The sequence below is a fragment of the Nonomuraea sp. NPDC059023 genome, assembly GCF_042740095.1.
Taxonomy (GTDB): Bacteria; Actinomycetota; Actinomycetes; order Streptosporangiales; family Streptosporangiaceae; genus Nonomuraea.
The window spans coordinates 94,955-114,456 of the sequence record NZ_JBHYIO010000041.1; the positions used below are offsets into that span (position 1 = coordinate 94,955).

Consider the following 19,502-nt stretch of genomic DNA (forward strand, 5'->3'; position numbering starts at 1 on the left):
AGAGGCAAGAAACATGAGGTTAAGAATCGCTGCGAGCCTGCTCGCCCTCCCCCTGGCCGCCACCGCCTGCGGCTCCGGAGGAAGCGGCGAGAAGGCGGCGGAACTGCGCGTCTGGAGCATGTGGTCGGAAGGCGAGCCGAACCAGAAGGTGCTCGCCGAGGCGTTCAAGGACTTCGAGAAGGCCACCGGCGTCAAGGTCAGGGTGCAGTGGAAGGGCCGCACCGCGATGAAGTCGTTCCTGCCCAGCCTGAACACCGCCAACGTGCCCGCCGACCTGATCGAGGGCAACAACAGGGAGCTGACCCGCCAGTTCGCCGCCGCCAAGGGCGCGCTCGACCTGTCCGACGTGTACGCGGCCACGATCCAGGGCGAGCAGGCCACGGTCGGGCAGACCGTCGGAGACGCCTACAAGCGCATGGCCACCTCGTCGCAGGGCGTGCTGGCCCAGCTCCCGTACCAGGTCTCCACGTACGGGTGGTTCTACAACGGCAAGGACTTCCCCACCACGCCCAAGACCTGGGAGGAGTTCGTGAAGGTCCTCGACGAGCGCAAGGCCCAGGGCCGCAGGCCGCTCGGCCAGGACGGCAGCATCCCCAACTACAACATGCGCTACCTGGAGCACTTCGCCCGCGCGATCATGGGCGACGAGGGCTGGCACGCGCTGGCCCCCGACAAGAGCGGCCAGGGCTGGCTCAAGCCCGAGGTGCTCAAGGCGGCCCAGATGGTGGAGGCGCTGGCCAAGGGCGGCTACTTCCCCGACGGCTTCAACGCCGCCAAGTTCCCCGCCATGCAGCAGAAGTGGGCCAACGGCGAGTCCGACTTCCTCTACCAGGGCACCTACCTGCCCAAGGAGGTCGCGCCGTACGCCAAGCCCGGCCTGGAGTTCCGGGCGTTCCGCTTCCCGTCGGTCGAGGGCAAGGCGCCCACGATGAACGTCACCACCACCGGCTTCGGCATCCCGGTCAAGGCGGCCAACCCTGACGCGGCCAAGAAATTCCTGGCCTTCTTCCTGCAGAAGAAGTACCAGGACAAGGTGGCCGGGGTGGCGCTGGAGATGTCGGTGCGCAAGGACGTGCCCGCCGCGCCGCAGGTGGCCGACCTGAAGGCCGCCCTCGACAGCGGCGAGATCAACAAGGCCGACGTCCTGGACATGGGCGACTTCAACACCAAGGTCCTGCTGCCGCTCAGCGACCAGCTCCTGTTCGGCAAGATCGGCGCCGCCGACTTCACCAAGCAGATGGCCGAGCAGTCGGCCGCCTACTGGAAGTCCAAAGGATGACCGCGGTCCTGGAGCGGCCTCCGGTCGAGGCCGCTCCCCGATCACGGCGTGGCGGCAGCCCGTTCGAGGCCGCGCGGCGGCGGATGATCGGCCCGTTCCTGCTGCCCGCTTTGCTGGTCTACGCGCTGGTGATGATCGTGCCGAGCGTGATCACGGTCTGGATCAGCTTCAACGAGTGGGCCGGGGTCGGCGCCATGGAGTGGGCGGGTCTGGCCAACTACCGTGAGATGGTCGCCGACCCCGTCTTCGGCACCTCCTTCGCCAACACCATGAAGATCCTGGTGCTGGTGGGCGCGGCGGTCTTCGTCATCGCGTTCACGCTGACCATGCTGCTGCAGGACATGGTCGGCAGGAAGTTCGTGCGGGCGGTGATCTTCTTTCCGAGCCTGGTGCCCGGACTGGTGATCGCGATCCTGTGGGGCTTCCTGCTGGACCCCGACGGGCTGGCCAACTCGGTGCTGAAGTCGCTCGGGGTGGCCGAGCCGCCGCTGTGGCTGGCGCCGGAGAACATGTTCACCACGGTCATGGCCGGGATGACCTGGCTGGCCGCGGGCACGTACACGGTCATCTTCATGGCCGCGGCCGACCGCATCCCCCGCTACTTCTACGAGGCCGCCGAGCTCGACGGCGCCGGTCCGCTCACGCGCTTCTGGCACATCACGCTGCCGTTGATGTGGGACGTCATCGGCGTCTGCGCGGTGCTGTGGGCGATCGGCGCGCTGAAGACGTTCGAGTTCGTGCTGGTCTTCGCGGGCGCGACCGGCAGCCTGCCGCCGACCGGCCTGTGGACGTTCTCCGTCTACGCCTACGCCGGCGCCTTCCCCTCCGACGGCGTCCCCAGGTACGGCATCGCCTCGGCTGCCGCCGTCCTGACCATGCTGCTCACGGTCGTGCTCACCATCCTGGTCCGGCGGGTCATGGGCCGCCGCGAGCAGGCCACCTACTGACGCAAGGAGGTCACATGAGACTCCTCGCCATGCCGCTGGCCTGGTCGCTGGCGTTGTTCGACCTGTTCGTCGTGGCCTGGATGGCCCTGTCGTCGCTGAAGACCACGCGGGAGGTGGTCCAGGACCCCTGGGGTCTGCCCGCCTCCCCGCAGTGGGGCAACTACGGCGAGGCCTGGACCTCGGCCGCCTTCGGCGACGGCGTCGTCAACTCGCTGCTGCTGGTGATCGGCAGCGGGCTCGGCACGATCGTGCTGGCCGCGCCCGCCGCGTACGTGCTGGCCCGCTTCCGCTGGCGGCTGTCCGGCCCGGTCACCATCTTCTTCGCGCTGGGTCTCGGCATCCCCGCCCCGGCCATCATGATCCCGATCTACCTGGGCCTCGACCGGGTCGGGCTGATCGACTCGCTCGGCGGCCTGCTGATCGTCTACATCGCCACCAACCTGCCGTTCGCCGTCTTCTTCCTGACCGCCTTCTTCTCCTCGCTCCCCCGCGAGCTGGAGGAGGCCGCGGCGCTGGACGGCTCCGGCCCGTACCGCACGTACTGGCGGATCATGCTGCCGCTGACCAGGTCGGGACTGCTGGCGCTGTTCATCCTGCAGGCCATCGGCGACTGGGGCGAGACGTTCTTCGCCCTGTCGTTCCTTCAGGAGAAGAAGACGATCTCGCTGACGTTGCTGAACTTCATCCAGACCATGCAGTACACCGGCGCCCGCTGGTCGGTGCTGTTCGCCGGGATCTGCATCGTCGTCATCCCCCTACTGCTGCTCTACCTGTGGATGAGCAGCCGCCTCATCGAGGGCATCGCCGCCGGATACGGGAAGTGATCATGAAACGCCGCCAGTTGTTCGGCCTCGCCGGGGCCGTCGCCGCCACCCCGTGGATCCGCCCCAAGGCGGGCCTGCCGATCGTGCGTTCCGGCAGGGCGATGGCCGCGGTCATCGCCCCGCCGGACGCGGAGGAGGCCGCCGCCGAGCTGGTCGCCTACGTCGAGCGCGCCACCGGCGTGCGCCTGCCCAGGACCGCGGCGCCCGGCCTGACGCCCGTCCATGTGGGCTCGCCCGGCCCCGACCCCGCCGTGCCCGGCCTGCTGGCCAAGCTGGACAGGGACGGTTTCCTGATCCGGCCCTACCAGGGCAGCCTCACCGTGGTGGGACCGAGCCCGGCCGGCACCGCCAACGGCGTGCGCGAGTTCCTGGAGCGCTACGCCGGGGTGCGCTGGCTGATGCCGGGCCCCGACGGCGACGACGTTCCGGCCCTGTCCACCCTGGAGGTGCCCGCGGTCGCGCTCTGCCAGCAGCCGTCCTTCGCCATGCGTTCCTTCAGCCCGCTGCGCGACACCCGCTACCCGCCGCAGCAGCTCTGGGCCCGCCGCAACCGCATGCAGGGCACCACCACCGAGCCCATCGCCTTCCACCACAACCTGCACGCGCTCTTCCCCGTCGAACGCTACGGCGTGTCGAACCCCGAGTTCTACCCGGGCGGCAAGCCCCCGCCGCCCGGCAAGCTGACCGGCTGGCAGCCCGCCTTCACCGTCCCCGGCACGATCGACGCCGCCGTCACCGGAATCCTGGAGTACTTCACCGCCAACCCCGGCGCGAGCTCGTACTCGCTCGGGGTCAACGACGGAGAGGGCTTCGCCGAGGCCGATCCGGTGCCCGCCTACTACGCCTGGGTCAACGAGGTCGTGCGCCGGGTGCTGCTGGAGCGTCCCGGCAAGCGGTTCGGGCTGCTGGCCTACCGCAAGCTGGAGACGCCGCCGTCGTTCAAGCTGCACCGGCAGGTGGTGCCCTTTCTCACGCAGGACCGCTACGCCTGGACCGACCCGGCCGTCGAGTCGGCCGGGCACGCGCTGACCGACCGGTGGCTGGCGGTCAGCTCGCAGCTCGGGTTCTACGACTACCTGTACGGCGCGCCGTACCTGCTGCCGAGGATGTTCACCCGCCGCTACGCCAAGACCATGCGCTACGCGAAGGCACGCGGCATCGTCGCCCATTACGCCGAGCTGTACCCGAACTGGGGCGAGGGGCCCAAGCCGTGGGTGAGCGCCAAGCTGCAGTGGAACGCCGACGCCGACCCGGTGGCGCTCCAGCGGGAGTGGTGCGAGCGCGCGGTCGGCAAGACAGCCGCCGGGGATCTGCTGGCATATTTCGATTTATGGGAGAAGTTCTGGGCCGAGCGGGTGCCCGGCTCGGCGTGGTTCCTGCCGAACGCCACCTACCAGACCTTCAACCTGCCGCACTATCTTGAGCTGGTCCAGGACGGCGACATGACGCGCAGCCGTACCCTGCTCGACTCGGTGGTGGCGCGGGCGGCCACGGCGCCGCAGCGGGCCAGGGCGACGGTGCTGCGGCGCGCGTACGAGTTCTACGAGGCCTCGGCGCTCAGCTACCCGCGCGCGGTCACCCCGCCCGCGACGCAGGAGGCGGCGCTCGCGATGCTCCAGAGCGGCGCGGACGCGCATCAGCGCCGCCTGGAACAGGCGGCGCGGCGGCTGGCGCTGATCAAGGAGTTCGCCACCGACCCGGTGCTGGTACTGCAGATGAACCCCGCCTCCCACCCCAACCTGGTCTGGACGGGCTGGAACGCCGGCGAGTACTGGAGCGTCGTGGCCTACATCCGCGCCCACGAGCCCACCGGCGGCCCGGTCACCGACCTGGCCAGGAGCCTGTCGGCGGCCAACCCCTACGCCGCGCTCGTGCTGCGCGGCCTGCCCGCGCCCAACCTCGTCGGCAACCCGGACCTCACCTCCGGCCTGCCCCCGTGGACACTGCTGCCCCGCTCCAACGGCACCAGGGCCGTCTCCCGCCCGCCGGACCAGGCCGTGCTGCGGGTGAGCGGCAAGGGTTGGGGCGGGCCGTGCCAGAAGATCGCCGTCACACCAGGCCTGGCCAGGTTCACCGCCTCCTACCGGGCCCCGGCGGGCACCTCGGCGTCGGTGCAGCTCGCGCTCGACCTGTGCGACGCCGCGGGCACTCCCATCCCGAGCAGCTCCGTGCGCTCCCCCGTGATCAGCCTGCGCGCCAACGACACCTGGACGCCGCTGCGGCTCGACTGCGAGATCCCCGACAAGGCGCGCAACATCGCCGTCGGCATGGTCGAGCTCATCTTCCTGGTGGACAGCGCCGCCGAGGTCACGGTGGACTTCGACGACATCTCCCTGCTCAACATCGCCAAGGAGGCTCCGTGAGCCTGCGCGTCACCGCCGTCGAGCGCGTCACCCTGCGGGTGCCGTTCAGGGAGCGCTCGCGGCCGTGGAACGAGATCCTCGTCTCCGAGTTCGCCGTCGTGGAGGTGGTGCGGGTCCGCACGAACTCCCCCGGCCTCATCGGGTACGGCGAGAGCCTGCCCCACTACACCTGGGCCAGGACCACCGACGCGTCCGTGGCCCGGGTCCTCGACCGTCACCCCGCCGAGCTGATGGGCGACGACTCGCTCGGCGCCGGTCTCCAGATGGCCCTCTACGACGTGGCGGGCAAGGCCCTGGGCGTCCCGGTGTACCAGTTGCTCGGCCAGCCGATGGTCCGCCAGTGGTGCCCGCTGGCCTGGTGGAGCACCAAGATGCCGGCCCGGGTGCTGGCGGAGGAGGCCAAGGACGCGCTGGCCGAGGGCTACCTGGCGCACAAGCTCAAGGCCAGGCCGTGGTTCGACGTCCATGAGCAGGTGGCCGCCATCTCCGCCGTCACGCCCGCCACCTACGTCCTCGACCTCGACTGGAACGGCATGCTGCGCACGCCCGGCGAGGCGGTCGAGGTGCTGCGCGAGCTCGACCGCAGCCCGCGCGTCGGGGTCTACGAGTCGCCGGTGCTCCAGTCGGACGTGGCCGGGCAGAAGGCGCTGCGCGCCCGCGTCGACCGGCCGCTGGCCGAGCACTACAACAAGGCCCTGTTCCCTCTCTGGATGCGCGAGGACGCCATCGACGGCTTCGTCTCGTGCAACGCGGGCGTGGCCGGGACGATCGCGCAGGGCCTGCAGGCCGCGGCCTTCAACAAGGACCTGTTCCTGCAGATCGTCGGGCCGGGCCTGACCACCGCGTGGACGCTGCACCTGGGCGCCGTGCTCACCCAAGCCCGCTGGCCCGCGGTGACCTGCCTCAACGTGTACGCCGACGACCTGATCACCACGCCCATCGAGATCAGGGGCGGCTACGCGAGGGTGCCCGAGTCGCCGGGACTGGGCGTGGAGTTCGACGAGGAGGCGCTGGAGCGCTGGCGGGTGCCGGACGGGTTCACCCCGTCGCCGTCGCGCAAGCTGCTCGGCTTCCACCTCGGCGACGGCAGGGTGCGCCGCTACGCCGGGATCAAGCAGCTGTTCGAGGAGTGCAGGTACGTGGGCAACCTGCCGGTGCAGCCGCGCGGGGCAGACCTGGAGGTCTGGGAGGACGACGGCACGGCCGAGTTCGACCGTCGCTACCGGGAGGCGGAGCGGGCGCCGATCTGGGAGTGACCTGCTGTAGGCCGCGACCTGCTTCGGGTCGCGGCCTATTCCAGGTCGTCGCCGCGGAAGGTGCGCTGCACCCGCTCCAGGTGGGCGCGCATCTGCTGCTCGGCCAGCGCCGCGTCGCGGGTGCCGAGGCCGAGCAGCAGGGCCCTGTGCTCGGCGTCGCTCTCGGCGTGCGTCTCGCCGAGGAACTCCGTCAGCTCCTTGCCCTTCTCGCGCTCGTTGGCCAGCACGTCGGACAGGGCCTCCAGCACCGCGGTGAAGAAGCGGTTGCGGGCGGCCTTGACGATGCCGAGGTGGAAGGCGAGGTCGAGCTCCACCCGCCGCTGCAGGTCGTCGCCGACCGCGTCGGCCTCCTCCAGCAGCGCGCGCAGGCCCTCCAGCTCGCGGTCGGTGATCCTGGCCGCGGCCAGCCCGGCGGCCTTGGTCTCCAGGGCCAGGCGCATCTCGACCAGCTCGTCTATGGCCGAGCCGTCGGCCTCCATGGCCAGGCGGAAGTAGCTGTGGACGGCGACCGGGCGCAGTTCGCTGACCACGGCGCGCTTGCCCTGCCGGGTGCGGATGACGCCCTGCTGGCTGAGTGAGCGGAAGGCGTCGCGCACGACGCGCTGGCTCACGCCGTACTCCTCGGCCAGCCTGGCCTCCGACGGGAGCTCGTCGCCCTCCTTGAGGCCCTGCTTCCTGATGTAGTCCGTGATCAGGGCGGCGACTCGGGTGCCCAGCAGCGCGCGCCCGCGCGGCAATGCCTCGGTGTCCACGTCTCGCCTCCACTCATGTCCTATGTTCCACGTCATCGTAGACCATCGGCCCAATTTTGGCCGCAAAACTTGAGACTCTTGACTTAGGTCCTTTCTATTCGGACGATTAGGGCATCATCGGGAGAAGGAGCCATCGAATGCGCGTGACCGCCGTCCGGCAGTGGATCGCCGAGTTCGGGTACTACAACGCGATCTACGTCAGGATCGAGACGGACGAAGGCGTGGAGGGAGTGGCCGAGGTCGCGATGCGCCGCCGGACCAAGACCGTCTCCGCGATCGTCGAGGAACTCGGCGAGTACCTCGTCGGCAAGGACCCCACCCGCATCGAGCAGCACTTCGAGCGCATGTACCGCGACTCCTTCCTCGGCGGGACGCTGCTGACGATCGGTATCTCCGCCATCGACGTGGCCCTGTGGGACCTCAACGCCAGGGCGCTCGGGGTGCCCGTGCACCGGTTACTGGGCGGGAAGTTCCGCGACTCCGTGCCCGTCTACACGCACGCCAGGGCGACCGAGACGCCCGAGCAGTTCGCCGACGAGATCGCCGACCGGCTGGCCATGGGGTTCACCGCGATCAAGACCACGCTGCCCGGCTTCTACACGAAGGTCTCCAGCGTCCACCACGAGACGCCGGCCGCCATCCCCGCCCGGCAGACCGAGACCGAGCTGCTGCCCAACTGGTTCTGGCCGCTGCTGGCCGAGTACTTCGAGGCGGCGCGGGAGGTCGCCGGGCCCGACGTGCACCTGATGCTCGACTGCCATGGGCGGCTCAACGTGGCCAACTCGATCCGGCTGTGCGAGGTGCTTGAGCCATACCGGCTGGCGTTCGTGGAGGAGCCGGTGCCGCCGGAGCGGCCGGAGTGGCTGGCCGAGGTGACGCGCCGGTCCACGACGCCGATCGCCGCCGGGGAGCGCTGGGCCGGGCCGTACGCGGCGGCGCCGTTCCTTGAGCGGCGCGCGCTGTCGGTGGCACAGCCGGACGTGATCTTCTGCGGCGGCATCACCGCGGCCAAGCGCATCGCGACGCTGGCCGAGGCGAACGCGGTGTCGATCGCCTTCCACAACCCCTTCGGTCCCCTGGCCAGCGCGGCGACCTGGCAGCTCGGTGCCACGCTGCCCAACCTGCTCATCTCCGAGTCGATGCTCACGCCGGAGCAGATGGTGTTCTGGGAGCGCTACACCGAGGACCCGCCCCAGGTGCGCAACGGCGAGTGGGTGGTCTCCGACGCGCCAGGACTCGGGCCCAAGCTGCGCATCGAGGAGATCGTCAAGCACCCCTTCCGCCCCGAGTACGACGCCGGCGGCACCCGGTGAACGGCGTCTACCCGGCCGCGCTGACCATGTTCGACCGGTTCGGGCGTCTGGACCTGGACGCCACCGCCGACCACCTGGACTGGCTGGCCGGCGAGGGCGCGCACGGGCTGGTCGTCGGCGGCACCAGCGGCGAGTTCGTGGCGCTGACCGGCGAAGAGCGCAGGGCGCTGCTGGAGGCGGCCGTGGCGACGGTCGCCGGCCGGGTTCCCGTGCTGGCCGGGACCGGCGCGTACACCACCGCGGAGACCGTCGCGCTCACCGCCCACGCCGAGGCGGCGGGCGCCGCGGCGGCGCTGGTCGTGCTCCCCTACTTCCAGCGGCCCTCGCGCGAGGAGGTGCTGGGCCACTACCGCGCGGTGGCCGCGGCGAGCGGGCTGCCGATCTGGGTTTACAACATCCCGGTCAACGCCGCCGTCCCCGCGCTGGACGTCCCCGACCTGACGGCGCTGCACGCCGACGGGGTCATCCAGGGGGTGAAGAGCACGCTGCCCACCGTGCACCAGCTGAGCGAGCTGTCAGCGCTGCCCGGCTTCCACGCCTTCTACGGCGGGTTCACCTCGCCGCTCGAGGCGCTGGCCGGAGGTGCGCACGGGTGGATCAGCGGGCTGCTCAACATCGTCCCCGCCGCCGCCGTGGGCGTGTGGGACGCCGTGCGCGCGGGGGATCTGTCCCTGGCGCGCGCCCGGTGGGCCGAGCTGCTGCCACTGCGCCGCATGCTCTTCCAGCCGCCGGTACGCGGGGTGGGCGACCTGGCGCTCTACCGGGGCGTCCTGCGGATCAGGGGCAGAACGGCCGGATACTGCCGCGCCCCGCTGCGCGACCTCGGCACCGAGGAGCTGCGGGTGCTGGAGAAGGCCATCTCCGGCTGAGGCGGTCAGTGGCGTTTCTCCGCGCGCCGGACCAGGGCGGCGATCCGCTGAGGCGGTCAGTGGCGATTTTCCGCGCGCCGGACCAGGGCGGCGATCCGCGCGGCCAAGTCCGGCCACAGCCGCCTGGGGAAGTTGTGGCCCATGCCCTCGACCACCACGAGCTCGGCCCCCGGCACCGCCGCCGCCGTGGCCTTCCCGCCGCTGACGTCGAACATCAGGTCGTCGGTGCCGTGGATCACCAGCGTGGGCGCCACGACCTCCCGCAACCTGCCGGTACGGTCCCCCGAGGCGATCACCGCGACCGCCTGACGCGCCATCCCGGCCGGATCCCAGCCCCGGTCGTAGACCCGCTCCGCCCGCTCCCGCGCCCCGGCCAGGTCGGGCTCGAACCCCGGCGACCCGAGCACGCTCATCGCCCTGACGGCCTGGTCGGCGTACTCCTCCCGGTTGGCAGGCGGCGCGCCGCCGCCCATCGCGCGCAGCGCCTCGGCGTCCGAGCCCCCCACGGAGGGGTCGCCGGTCGTGGACATCATGGAGGTCAGCGACCGGACCCGGCCGGGGTGCTCGATCGCCATCGTCTGCGCGATCATCCCGCCCATCGAGGCGCCGGCGACGTGGGCGCTGCCCAGCCCGAGCGCGTCCAGCAGCCCGGCGCAGTCGGCGGCCAGGTCCGACAGCGTGTAGGCGACCGCGGACAGGTCTCCGGCCATGGCCGCGGCCACGTCGGGAACGGGCGCGTCGCGCAGATGCGTCGAGTGCCCGCTGTCCCGGCTGTCGAAAAGGATCACGTGCAGGCCGCGGGCGACCAGTTCGGCCACGAGACCGCTCGGCCAGGACACCAGCTGGCCGCCGATGCCCATGATCATCAGCAGCGGCGGGTCGTCGGGGTCGCCGTGGCGCTCGTAGGCCACCTCGATGCCGGCCGGCCCCACGTTCAGCGCCTTTTCCTCAGCCATCGGCTTCCCTTCAGAAAGACCCGAGGAAAAGCTAGCAGCATTCCGCCCTTGAGTTTCGTCCTCGGAAAAGGCGCTATTTACTGAAATCGAGGACCACTTTGATGTCGTCACCGGGCTCGAAGGCCTCATGCGCGCGCTCCAGCGGGATCCGGCGGGTGATCAGCCGTTTCAGCCAGTCGTGGTCGGCTTCGGCGAGCGCCGTCGCGGCCTGCTCATAATGGTGGCGATTGGCGTTGACCGACCCGAAGATCAGGTCGTTCTCCAGCACGATATTGCGGTTGAGCGTGCCCGCGTCGACCCGCAGCGGACGGCCGGTCGGCGTGACGCCGGTGAGGCAGACGATGCCCGCCGGGCCGTTGGTCGCCATCACCCCCACGGCCACCTCCGAGACGCCGGTCGCCTCCACGACGATGTCCGGGGCGATCCGCTCGGCCACCTCGATCACGTCGCCGGTGTGGTACGTGCCGCCGAGATCGCGGACCAGCTCCGGCTTGGGTCCGTCGGCGACCCGGTCGAACACGTGCACCTCCAGGTCGCGCCGCCGGCCGAGCAGCGCGGCCAGCAGCCCGATCGGGCCGGCGCCGGTGACCAGGACGGTACGCGGGCCGTACCAGGCGCGTGCCCCGATGCGCTCGATCTGGTCCCACACCTTGGCCAGGACGGTGGCCGGCTCCATCAGCACGCCGACCTCCTCCAGGGACGGGGCCAGCTTGACGGCGTAGTCGGTCTCGATGGTCCACAGCTCGGAGCCGAAACCGTCGATCTCCTTGATGCCGCGCTCGGTGTAGCGGCCGTTGCGGCACATGTCGAACTCGCCGTGCGCGCAGGCGCCGCAGGGCTCGGGGTCGGGGCGGCGGACGATGCCGACCACCAGGTCGCCCGCCAGGAACCCGCTGTCCCGCGGCGCCTCGCGGACCCGGCCCAGGCTCTCGTGGCCGAGGATCAGCCGGTCGCTGCCGGGCGGGGCCCAGCCGTACTCGCCGTCCGCGATCTCGCGGTCGGTGCCGCAGACGCCGAGCGCGATGGCCTCGACCAGCAGGTCGTTGGTGGCCGGGACCGGGTCGGGCACGTCCTCGACGCGCAGGGAACCGGTGGCGCCGGGGGCGATGGTGAGTGCACGCATGAGCCTGTCCTTGTCGGTTCGCGGGGTTCGACCCGATAACTGCCCGCCATCTGCCCTTTGTGCGGTCAAGGACTCCAAGACTTGGCACAGGCCTGGGCCGGGGCGCTGCCGTACCATGCGGAGCTATGCCGAAGGTGGTCGATCACGACGCGCGCCGCGAGGAGCTCATCGCGGCGACCTGGCGGACCATCCGCAGGCTCGGGCTGGCCGGCACGACGACGCGGGAGATCGCCAAGGAGGCCGGGTACGCGCACGGGCTGCTCGCCTACTACTTCCCCGACAAGGACGCCATCCTTGAGGCCGCGCTGGAGCGCGCCTACGCGGTGGCCCGAGAGCAGCTCGGCGCGCGCATGGCCGGGCGCTCCGGCCGCGACGCGGTGCGCGAGGTGCTGCTGGCGGCGCTGCCGATCGGCGCGGCGAGCGTGGAGACGCAGGTGCTGGTCCTGTCGTGGGGTGCGATGGTGACCTCGCCCGCGCTGCGGGAGCGGCGCTTCGCCAGCTTCCGGGAGTGGCGCGACACGGTACGCCTGCTGGTGCGCATCGCGATCGCGGTGGGCGAGATGAGCGGGGAGCAGGAGCCGGAGGAGATCGCCGACGCCCTGGTCGCGGTGGTGGACGGGCTGACCCTGCACGGGGTCATGAATCCCGGGGAGTACCCGCCCCACCGGCTGATCGCCACGCTCGACAACGTGCTCGACCGCTACCGCTAGTCGCGTCCCGCTTCCCCCTGCTTGGTCAGCACCAGCTCGTCCAGGCCGGGAGCGGCGGTCAGGGTGGCGGCCATGGTGTTCCCTTCGGGGAGCGGGGGCCGTCTCCTCCTTCAGAAGGGGCCGCCGCGGGGTGACGTACGACCGTGGAAGGATTGGGGCCGTGAGTGCCGACGCCGACGAGGGTTCCCCTGACGCTGCGCGCGCGCCCGGCGAACGGCAGGCGAAGGGCAGGGCGCCCAAGCGGGGGTCCAAGGCCACGCAGAGCCGGGCGGCGACCGAGGCGGCGCTGATGGCGGCGGCGCTGCGGCTACTGGAGCGTGACGGGGTGCTGGCCGGGCTCAGCCTTCAGGCGGTCGCAGACGAAGCCGGGGTCAACCGCGGCCTGATCCACCACTACTTCGGCAGCCGCCAGGCGTTGCTGCGCGCGGCGCTGGAGGCCAGGAAGAACGCCGGGGAAGCACCGTTCGAGCAGGTACGCGAGGACGCCCCGGCCGACAAGGAGGCGTGGTCGTTCGAGGCGCATGCCCGGGATTCGAGCTATGCCCGGGTGGTGGCGCTGCTGGCGCTGGACGGGGACGAGGAGTTCGCGCCCATGCCGTACGTGGAGCGCCGCCTGGCCGATCTGCGCCGCGAGAGTGACGAGGGCCGGCTGCCCCAGGACGTGGATCTGGCCGCGATCTTGGTCATGTGGGACAGCTTTTTCTACGGATATTTCGTCATGCGTACGGCTCTCGCCCGGCAGCTCGACGTGACCCCCGAGCAGCTCGATCAGCGTGTCGTCGGCACCTACAACCGTCTGACCGGCCGCGATCACGGTTAGCGTTTCGCTAAGTAAGGGATTGACCGGCGATCTCGTCATGTGTTCCGATTTAGCGAAACGCTAATATCTGGAGGACGGATGAGGACGACCCTCGCCTTGCTCACCGCCGCCCTGACCCTCAGCGCCGCCGCCCCGCCGGCCGCCGCGATCCCACCGGCGAACGCGCAGGTCCAAGCCCAGGGGCGGGTGGACGTGCGCATCGACAAGGGCCGGGTCAGGGGTGTCACCGACGGCCGGGTCAGCCGGTTCCTGGGTGTGCCCTACGCCGCTCCGCCGGTGGGGGCGCTGCGCTGGGCGTCGCCGCGGCCGGCCGTACCGTGGAAGGGGGTGCGGGACGCTTCGGCGTCGGCGCGCAGATGCCCGCAGTCCCCGCAGATGGGCGGAGGCGACAGCGGCGTGGAGGACTGCCTCTACCTGGAGGTGACCGCCCCGGCGAAGCCCGGCAAGCGGCCTGTGGTGGTGTGGTTCCACGGTGGCGTGGGGATGTCCGGCGCGGCCTCGGAGTACAACGCGAACAGGCTGGTCGCGGGCGGTGACGTCGTGGTCGTGTCGGCCGCCTTCCGCATCGGGATCCTGGGCGGGCTGCAGCATCCCGCCCTGGACGCCGCCTCCACCGCCGGTGACTCGGGCTTCTGGGGCACCGAGGACCGGATCGCCGCGCTGCGCTGGGTGAAGGCGAACATCGCCGCGTTCGGCGGCGACCCGGGCAACGTCACGATCGGCGGGCAGTCGGCCGGGTCGACCGCGGTGTGCGGGCTGCTGGCCGCTCCCCCGGCGGCGGGGCTGTTCCACCGGGCGATCCTGCAGAGCGGGCCGTGCAAGCTGCGGTGGGCGAAGAACTCCCTGTTCGAGGGCACTCCGGCCAACGACGGGCGGCCGCGCACCCACGAGGAGACACTGCCCGGCAACCTGGCCACCGCCGCCAAGCTGGGCTGCGCCGGACAGGCGGGCGCGGCGGCGTGCCTGCGCGGGCTGAGCGTGGAGAAGATCCTCCAGGTGCAGGCCGGTGCCTTCGAGGCCGGCGGCGGATCAGGCTCCGCGTTCCTGCCGAAGGGCGACGTGTTCGGCGACGGGCGGTTCAACCGGGTGCCGGTCCTCATCGGGGCCACCAAGGACGAGAGCCGCCTGTTCATGGTGTGGCGCTTCGACGGCGCCCACCCGTCGAAGCCGCTCACGGCCACCGAGTACCCGGTGAAGGTGCGCGAGAGCTTCGGCGCCGACGCCCCGGAGGTCCTGCGCCGCTACCCGGTGTCCGCCGACGTACGGCCGGCCGAGGCACTCGGATCGGTGTACACCGACCACGGCTGGTTCTGCTCGACCGTGGCCACCGCGCGGGCCATGGCCGGGAAGGTCCGGGTGCACGCCTTCGAGTTCGCCCAGCCGGTCGGCGACGACTACCCGGGTCTCACCTTCCGGCCGGGCGCCTGGCACGGGGCGGAGCTGCGGTATCTGTTCGACATGCCGGGCGCCAAGCCGCTCTCGACCCCGGCGCAGAAGCGGCTGGCCGCCCAGATGATCGGCTACTGGTCGAACTTCGCCAGGACCGGTGACCCCAACGGGCGCGGCCTGCCGTACTGGCCGAGGTCGAAGGCGCGCGGCGGGACGGCGATGTCGATCAGCGCGGACGACCCGGGCCCGCGGGACGTCGGCAAGAGCCACAACTGCGGCTTCTGGGACCGGCTGGCCAGGTGACGCTAGACGCCGGCCCGGGTGAGGATCGACTCCACGACCCGGGTCTTGGCGTCGGCGTAGTTCTGGACGTACTTCCAGGTACGCCCGGCGAGGTCGCGTTTGGTCCGCGCGTACAGGTCACGGTCCTCGTCGTGCGTACGCAGCCAGTCGCGAAAGCCCAGCATGCGGCGCACCTCCAGGCAGCCCTCCGGCAGCACGTGCAGGTTGACCGGCATCTCACCGGCCAGCTTGAGCACGCGGTGCTCGTACCACTCCGGCTCGCGGATCGTCAGGACGTAGCCGAGTGACTCCAGCGCCGGGACGTACGCGGCCTCGTCGGCCGGGTCTTCGACGATCAGGAGCATGTCGAGGATCGGCTTGGCCGGCAGGCCGGGCACCGACGTGGACCCGACGTGCTCCAGCCTGACCTCACCGAGGGCGGCCAGGATGTCACCGGCCAGGCGTTCGAAGCGGACCGGCCAGGCCGGGTCGTAGTCGGCCAGGTGGATGCGCTCGTTGTGGACGGGCGGGGTCGTGACGTGGGCTGTGGCGATCTCTTCGTCGGACATGTTCACGCATGACATCCTGCCCGTCCCCGGAGGAAAGGGCGTAAAGCGAGGTGCAAGCGGCCCCCGTTAGCTTGCCGATCGTGCAACCTCTCCCCCGCATGGCCGCCGTGGCCAGGACCGGGCTGATCACCGGCCTGATCTCCACCGTTCCCGCCGTCGCCCTGCTGGTCGTCGCGCTGACCGCCGATCCGCGCAGCGGCGTCGGATACCTCTACTTCCTGGCGCCCATGATCACGCCGTTCGCGTTTCTGGTCGGCCTGGTGATGCTCGCCGCCCGCGGCGGGGCGCGCCAGGCCGGCGGCGGCGTGGCGGGCAGCGTGCTGATCGTGCTGGTGGCCTACGCCGTCACGGCCCTGATGACCGACGAGCCGCGGACGATGCTCACCTTCTTCGTGCTGCCCCTGGGCGCCGCCGCCCTCTTCCCGCTCGCGTTCGTGACGGGTGTCTGGCTGGTCAGGGCGCCGCGAGGCGGATGATCTCGCGTGGCCGTACCTCGCGCTCGTCGTAGGCGAGGTCCACGTCGGCCGCCTGGACCGCGGCGAGCGAGGCGGTGAACGCCGCCTCCGACTCCCACTCCACGATGGACACCACCGCGTCGCCGGCCAGCCAGCACGTGGCCGACAGGCAGCCGGGCGCCCGCCGGAACTCCGCGGCCACCGCCTGGACGCGCGCGACGAACTCCTCCCGGTGCTCGGCGGCCGGGTAGTGGTGGCCGATCATTCCGACCTTCATGATGATCTCCTTTGATTCGGGTCTTCGGGTGACTGCCAGCCCCGGCCGATCTTCCTGACCAGGGCGGGATCCACGATCAGGTGCCTGAACGGCCTGATCGCGAGCATGTAGGCCCGGCCGAACAGGCCGTTCGGCTTCACCAGGACGGCCATCTGGCCGCGGTGGCCGCCCCTGCCGTCCGGGACCCAGGCGATGTGCATCACGGTGTGCACGGTCCTGTTCGCCATCTCCGACGCCCACTCGGTGTCGGTCTGGAAGACCGAGGTGAACGGCACCGCCCGCAGGTCGGGGCCACGCCTGGTTTGCAGGTGCGGCGGCAGCCGTCCGCGCAGGGATCGCACGCGCGAGCCGATTCCGGCGGCGCCGCGGTCCCAGCCGAACAGGGCGCCGATCTTCCAGCGCAGGGAGAAGAGCGCGCCCGTGAGGCCGGAGAAGCCGCCAGGACGCGTGGACATCTGGCGGACGAGCACGTCCAGGTCACCGGGGCCGCCGGGGGTCGGCAGCGCCCAGACGTCCTCGACCCGGAAGTCGGGCGCCACCTCGTGGATGTGCCAGGCGTGCTTGGTGTGCTCGGTGTTCGGGATTCTCATGCGCGCGCCCATTCGGCCATCAGCGCGAACAGCGCGATGCGGTCGAGCACCGGCTGCCCGGGGTCGAGCTCGCGGTAGCGCTGGTAGACGTTGACCACGATCCGCTCGGCGTCCAGCCAGGCGGCGTACTCGCCCAGGTCGATGCCGAAGGCGGCCTCCCGCACATCCAGGCCCTTGGCGTGGGCGGCGTCGGCGTGCGCGACGACGTGACCGAGGTAGTCGCGGACGGCGCGGATCCCGGCGGCGTCGGTCACCGGCCCGTGGCCCGGCACCACGGTCGGCGCGTCGAGGGCGAGCATCGTGTCGCAGGCGGCGATCCAGTTGGCGATCGGCCCGCCCCACACGATCGGCGTGCACCCGACGAACAGCAGGTCGCCCGCGAACAGCACCCCCGCGTCCGGCACGTGCACGACCGTGTCGGCCCCGGTGTGCGCGGGGCCGAGGTCGAGCAGGCGCACCTCGCGGCCGCCCACGTCGAGGGTCAGCCGCCGCTCGTAGGTCTGGTCGGGGCCGCGCAGCCTGATTCCGCCGAAGTCGAAGGCGCCGAACCTTTCACGCAGGTACGGCGTGAGCACCGGCCCGAGGTCCATGATCTGGAGCGCCGCGGTCATCTCCGGAGCCATCTCGGTACGCATCTCGTGGGCGGTGCCCTCGGCGGCGATGACGCGGACCGAGCCGGGCAGAAGCTGGCCGCCGTGGGTGTGGTCGCCGTTGGCGTGGGTGAGCACGTGGTGGGTCAGCGGATGGCGGTCGGTGACCTGCCGCAGGCCGTCCAGCATCTCGGCGGTGTGCCGCAGGTCGTAGAGCGTGTCGACGAGCAGCGACGCGCCGTCGCCGGCGACCAGCCCGGCGTTGCTCATGCCGTAGCCGCCGTCCGGCAGCAGCCACGCCCAGACCCCGTCGCCGACCTGGTGCGCCCCCTTCGTGTACGGCACCCGCGGGCTCGGCGCGCGGTTGACCCTCGGCCCGCGTGGTGCGGCGGCGGGATCGGGCCTGGCGGGCAGCGGGTGCGGGGCCGTACCGGCGCGGACGGTCTGGCGGATCTCGCCGAGCCCCTCGGCGCGCAGCGTCACCACGTCGCCGTCCTTGAGCCAGCCGCGGAAGGCGGCGAGGTCGGCGAAGCTGAGGTGCTCGATCAGGCAGCAGCCGGGAACGGTGCCGGAGCCGAAGACGTCGCCCGGCTGGAGCTCGGCGCCGCGCGAGGCGTAGGCGACGACCTCGCCGAACGTCCAGTCCATGGCGTCGGTACGGCCGGCCCCCACCAGCTCCCCGTTGACCTCGGCCCGCACCTCGATCGCCGGCCACCCGCCCGGACCGGAGGGCAGCTCGTCGGGCGTGACCAGCCAGGGCCCGAGAGTGGTGGCGCCGTCCTTGCCCTTGGCCTGCCCGATCTTGAGCTGGCCTTCGAGTGCCTGCAGGTCACGGGCGCTCCAGTCGCAGAACAGTGTGTAGCCGGCGATGTGCTCCACGGCCTGCTCGGGCGTCAGGTCCCGTCCCGGCACGCCGATCACCGCGCCGATCTCCAGCTCGAAGTCGAACCAGGCGCTGCCCGGCGAGACGGTCACCTCGTCGCGGGGCCCGATGACGGTGGCCGGGTTGGCGAAGTAGAAGGCGGGGATCTGGTACCAGGTCGGGTCCAGGGTCGCGGTGCCGCCCGTGGCCCTGAGGCAGCCGCGCATGTGGTCGAGGAAGCACAGGCAGTCGCGGATGGACGGCGGTCTGGGGATGGGCGCCTTCAGCGTGAGGTCGGCGAGCGGGGTGACCTGGGCGGGTTCGGCGAGCGCCCGCTCGCCAGCCTGCCGCAGCGACGGGCCGAGCAGCTCGATCAGGCCGGTGCCCGCGGGCAGGGCGTGGACCTGGTCGCCGTTGACGACGCCGACCCGGTCACCGTCGGCCGACGCGTAGGTGACGAAGCGCAAAATGACCTCCTGTGTTGGCCAGCATAGAGTATGATTGCTAGCACAGAAGGAGGCGCGGTGACAACACGTCGAGAGCAGACCAGCCAGGAGAGCCGCGAGCTGATCCTGGCCGCGGCGGCCGAGCTGTTCGCGGAGAAGGGCTACCGGCAGACCACGTTCGCCGACGTGGGCGAACGCTCCGGGATCAGCAGGGGGTCGATCCCCTGGCACTTCGGCAGCAAGGAAGGGCTGCTGCTGGCCGTTCTCGAACGCTCGCTGGAGGAGCTGCGCGCCGGGCTCGGCGAACCGCCCGAGCGGGTGGAGACGGCGCTCGACCTGCTGGCGGAGGGCGCGGGGGCGCTGTTCGCGCTGCCCACGGGCAGGCTCTTCGTCAACCTGCTGGTGGAGGCGCTGGAGCCGGGCTCACCGATCCAGGGGCGCTACGTCGAGATGCACGAGGCGCTGCGCGCGCACGGCCGGCGGGTGCTGGAGCGGTTGCCGCTGCCGCCCGGACTGTCGGCCGAGGGGCTGTCGATCCTGCTCGTCGGGGCCGTGATCGGCGTGCACCAGCAATGGCTGCTGGCCCCTGACCGCGTCGACTACCCGGAGGCGCTGGCCGCGCTGCGCGCGCTGATGGCGAGAGCGGTGCTTCCAGGCCCGGCGCAGGGCTGATGCGGGTGATGCCACCCCGGCGCGGGGGTGAAGGCGCCCGTGCCGCGCCGGGGTGGAGCGAGGTGGTGGCCGGTGGGGACGGGCGACCCGCCACCGGGGTGGGGGAGGGCCCCCAGGGGTTTTGCGTGGCCCGGATACTGAACAGGAGCAGGATGCTC

19 protein-coding genes are annotated in these 19,502 nt (G+C 71.4%); 12 read left to right on the forward strand and 7 right to left on the reverse strand.

Annotated elements, in window-relative coordinates; translation table 11 throughout:
• Nucleotides 1-13: 13 nt before the first annotated feature.
• From ACFWYW_RS47615 to ACFWYW_RS47635, 5 genes are read left to right on the forward strand one after another with little or no spacing between them, the layout of a single operon-like run.
• Complete coding sequence (locus tag ACFWYW_RS47615; protein WP_379614119.1) at nucleotides 14-1,279, forward strand: ABC transporter substrate-binding protein; 1,266 nt, start codon at nucleotides 14-16, stop codon at nucleotides 1,277-1,279.
• Nucleotides 1,276-2,226, forward strand: coding sequence for a carbohydrate ABC transporter permease (locus tag ACFWYW_RS47620; protein WP_379614121.1), 951 nt, complete (start codon nucleotides 1,276-1,278; stop codon nucleotides 2,224-2,226). The genes ACFWYW_RS47615 and ACFWYW_RS47620 overlap by 4 nt, the downstream gene beginning before the upstream one ends.
• 14 nt (nucleotides 2,227-2,240) lie before the next feature.
• Nucleotides 2,241-3,050 carry a carbohydrate ABC transporter permease gene (locus ACFWYW_RS47625; protein WP_379614123.1) on the forward strand — a complete coding sequence of 270 codons (810 nt, stop codon included), beginning with the start codon at nucleotides 2,241-2,243 and terminating at the stop codon, nucleotides 3,048-3,050.
• 2 nt (nucleotides 3,051-3,052) lie between these two features.
• Entirely contained in the window at nucleotides 3,053-5,413 is a 2,361-nt protein-coding gene (locus tag ACFWYW_RS47630; RefSeq protein ID WP_379614125.1) for a DUF4838 domain-containing protein, read from the forward strand.
• Nucleotides 5,410-6,669 carry a mandelate racemase/muconate lactonizing enzyme family protein gene (locus tag ACFWYW_RS47635; protein ID WP_379614127.1) on the forward strand — a complete coding sequence of 420 codons (1,260 nt, stop codon included), beginning with the start codon at nucleotides 5,410-5,412 and terminating at the stop codon, nucleotides 6,667-6,669. The genes ACFWYW_RS47630 and ACFWYW_RS47635 overlap by 4 nt, the downstream gene beginning before the upstream one ends.
• 35 nt (nucleotides 6,670-6,704) lie before the next feature.
• Here the strand turns inward: ACFWYW_RS47635 and ACFWYW_RS47640 are convergent, their stop codons facing one another.
• Entirely contained in the window at nucleotides 6,705-7,421 is a 717-nt protein-coding gene (locus ACFWYW_RS47640; protein WP_379614129.1) for a FadR/GntR family transcriptional regulator, read from the reverse strand.
• Between the two features lie 137 nt (nucleotides 7,422-7,558).
• Between ACFWYW_RS47640 and ACFWYW_RS47645 the strand changes: the two genes are divergently transcribed.
• On the forward strand, nucleotides 7,559-8,734 hold the full coding sequence (locus ACFWYW_RS47645) for a mandelate racemase/muconate lactonizing enzyme family protein (protein ID WP_379614131.1): 1,176 nt from the start codon (nucleotides 7,559-7,561) through the stop codon (nucleotides 8,732-8,734).
• The gene (locus ACFWYW_RS47650; protein ID WP_379614133.1) at nucleotides 8,731-9,603 is read left to right on the forward strand and encodes a dihydrodipicolinate synthase family protein; all 873 of its coding nucleotides are present in this window, start codon (nucleotides 8,731-8,733) and stop codon (nucleotides 9,601-9,603) included. The genes ACFWYW_RS47645 and ACFWYW_RS47650 overlap by 4 nt, the downstream gene beginning before the upstream one ends.
• Nucleotides 9,604-9,659: 56 nt before the next feature.
• Here the strand turns inward: ACFWYW_RS47650 and ACFWYW_RS47655 are convergent, their stop codons facing one another.
• Nucleotides 9,660-10,559 (reverse strand): alpha/beta fold hydrolase, encoded by a 900-nt coding sequence (locus tag ACFWYW_RS47655; protein WP_379614135.1) that lies wholly within the window; start codon nucleotides 10,557-10,559, stop codon nucleotides 9,660-9,662.
• Nucleotides 10,560-10,632: 73 nt separating this feature from the next.
• Nucleotides 10,633-11,682, reverse strand: a complete 1,050-nt coding sequence (locus tag ACFWYW_RS47660) for a glucose 1-dehydrogenase (RefSeq protein WP_379614137.1) — start codon at nucleotides 11,680-11,682, stop codon at nucleotides 10,633-10,635.
• A gap of 125 nt (nucleotides 11,683-11,807) precedes the next feature.
• On the opposite strand from ACFWYW_RS47660, the gene ACFWYW_RS47665 reads away from it, so the two are divergent.
• The 3 genes from ACFWYW_RS47665 to ACFWYW_RS47675 all read left to right on the forward strand — a co-directional run bounded on the left by ACFWYW_RS47665 (nucleotide 11,808) and on the right by ACFWYW_RS47675 (nucleotide 14,904).
• Nucleotides 11,808-12,392: a TetR/AcrR family transcriptional regulator gene (locus tag ACFWYW_RS47665; RefSeq protein WP_379614139.1), complete on the forward strand. Its 585-nt coding sequence runs from the start codon at nucleotides 11,808-11,810 to the stop codon at nucleotides 12,390-12,392.
• 160 nt (nucleotides 12,393-12,552) lie between these two features.
• Nucleotides 12,553-13,212, forward strand: coding sequence for a TetR/AcrR family transcriptional regulator (locus tag ACFWYW_RS47670; protein WP_379614141.1), 660 nt, complete (start codon nucleotides 12,553-12,555; stop codon nucleotides 13,210-13,212).
• Between the two features lie 78 nt (nucleotides 13,213-13,290).
• Nucleotides 13,291-14,904, forward strand: a complete 1,614-nt coding sequence (locus ACFWYW_RS47675) for a carboxylesterase/lipase family protein (RefSeq protein ID WP_379614143.1) — start codon at nucleotides 13,291-13,293, stop codon at nucleotides 14,902-14,904.
• Nucleotides 14,905-14,906: 2 nt separating this feature from the next.
• Here ACFWYW_RS47675 and ACFWYW_RS47680 read toward each other — a convergent pair whose 3' ends face one another.
• Nucleotides 14,907-15,452 carry a GrpB family protein gene (locus ACFWYW_RS47680; protein WP_379614344.1) on the reverse strand — a complete coding sequence of 182 codons (546 nt, stop codon included), beginning with the start codon at nucleotides 15,450-15,452 and terminating at the stop codon, nucleotides 14,907-14,909.
• Nucleotides 15,453-15,532: 80 nt separating this feature from the next.
• Between ACFWYW_RS47680 and ACFWYW_RS47685 the strand changes: the two genes are divergently transcribed.
• Nucleotides 15,533-15,928, forward strand: a complete 396-nt coding sequence (locus ACFWYW_RS47685; RefSeq protein WP_379614145.1) for a hypothetical protein — start codon at nucleotides 15,533-15,535, stop codon at nucleotides 15,926-15,928.
• On the opposite strand, the gene ACFWYW_RS47690 is transcribed toward ACFWYW_RS47685, so the two are convergent.
• The 3 genes from ACFWYW_RS47690 to ACFWYW_RS47700 are packed head-to-tail and all read right to left on the reverse strand — an operon-like array spanning nucleotide 15,906 to nucleotide 18,693.
• Nucleotides 15,906-16,184 (reverse strand): antibiotic biosynthesis monooxygenase, encoded by a 279-nt coding sequence (locus ACFWYW_RS47690; protein WP_379614147.1) that lies wholly within the window; start codon nucleotides 16,182-16,184, stop codon nucleotides 15,906-15,908. The genes ACFWYW_RS47685 and ACFWYW_RS47690 overlap by 23 nt on opposite strands.
• The gene (locus ACFWYW_RS47695) at nucleotides 16,181-16,774 is read right to left on the reverse strand and encodes a DUF2867 domain-containing protein (protein WP_379614149.1); all 594 of its coding nucleotides are present in this window, start codon (nucleotides 16,772-16,774) and stop codon (nucleotides 16,181-16,183) included. The genes ACFWYW_RS47690 and ACFWYW_RS47695 overlap by 4 nt, the downstream gene beginning before the upstream one ends.
• Entirely contained in the window at nucleotides 16,771-18,693 is a 1,923-nt protein-coding gene (locus tag ACFWYW_RS47700; RefSeq protein WP_379614151.1) for a fumarylacetoacetate hydrolase family protein, read from the reverse strand. Before ACFWYW_RS47700 ends, ACFWYW_RS47695 begins: the two co-directional genes overlap by 4 nt.
• A gap of 57 nt (nucleotides 18,694-18,750) precedes the next feature.
• Between ACFWYW_RS47700 and ACFWYW_RS47705 the strand changes: the two genes are divergently transcribed.
• Entirely contained in the window at nucleotides 18,751-19,344 is a 594-nt protein-coding gene (locus ACFWYW_RS47705) for a TetR/AcrR family transcriptional regulator (RefSeq protein ID WP_379614153.1), read from the forward strand.
• The last annotated feature ends 158 nt before the right edge of the window (nucleotides 19,345-19,502 follow it).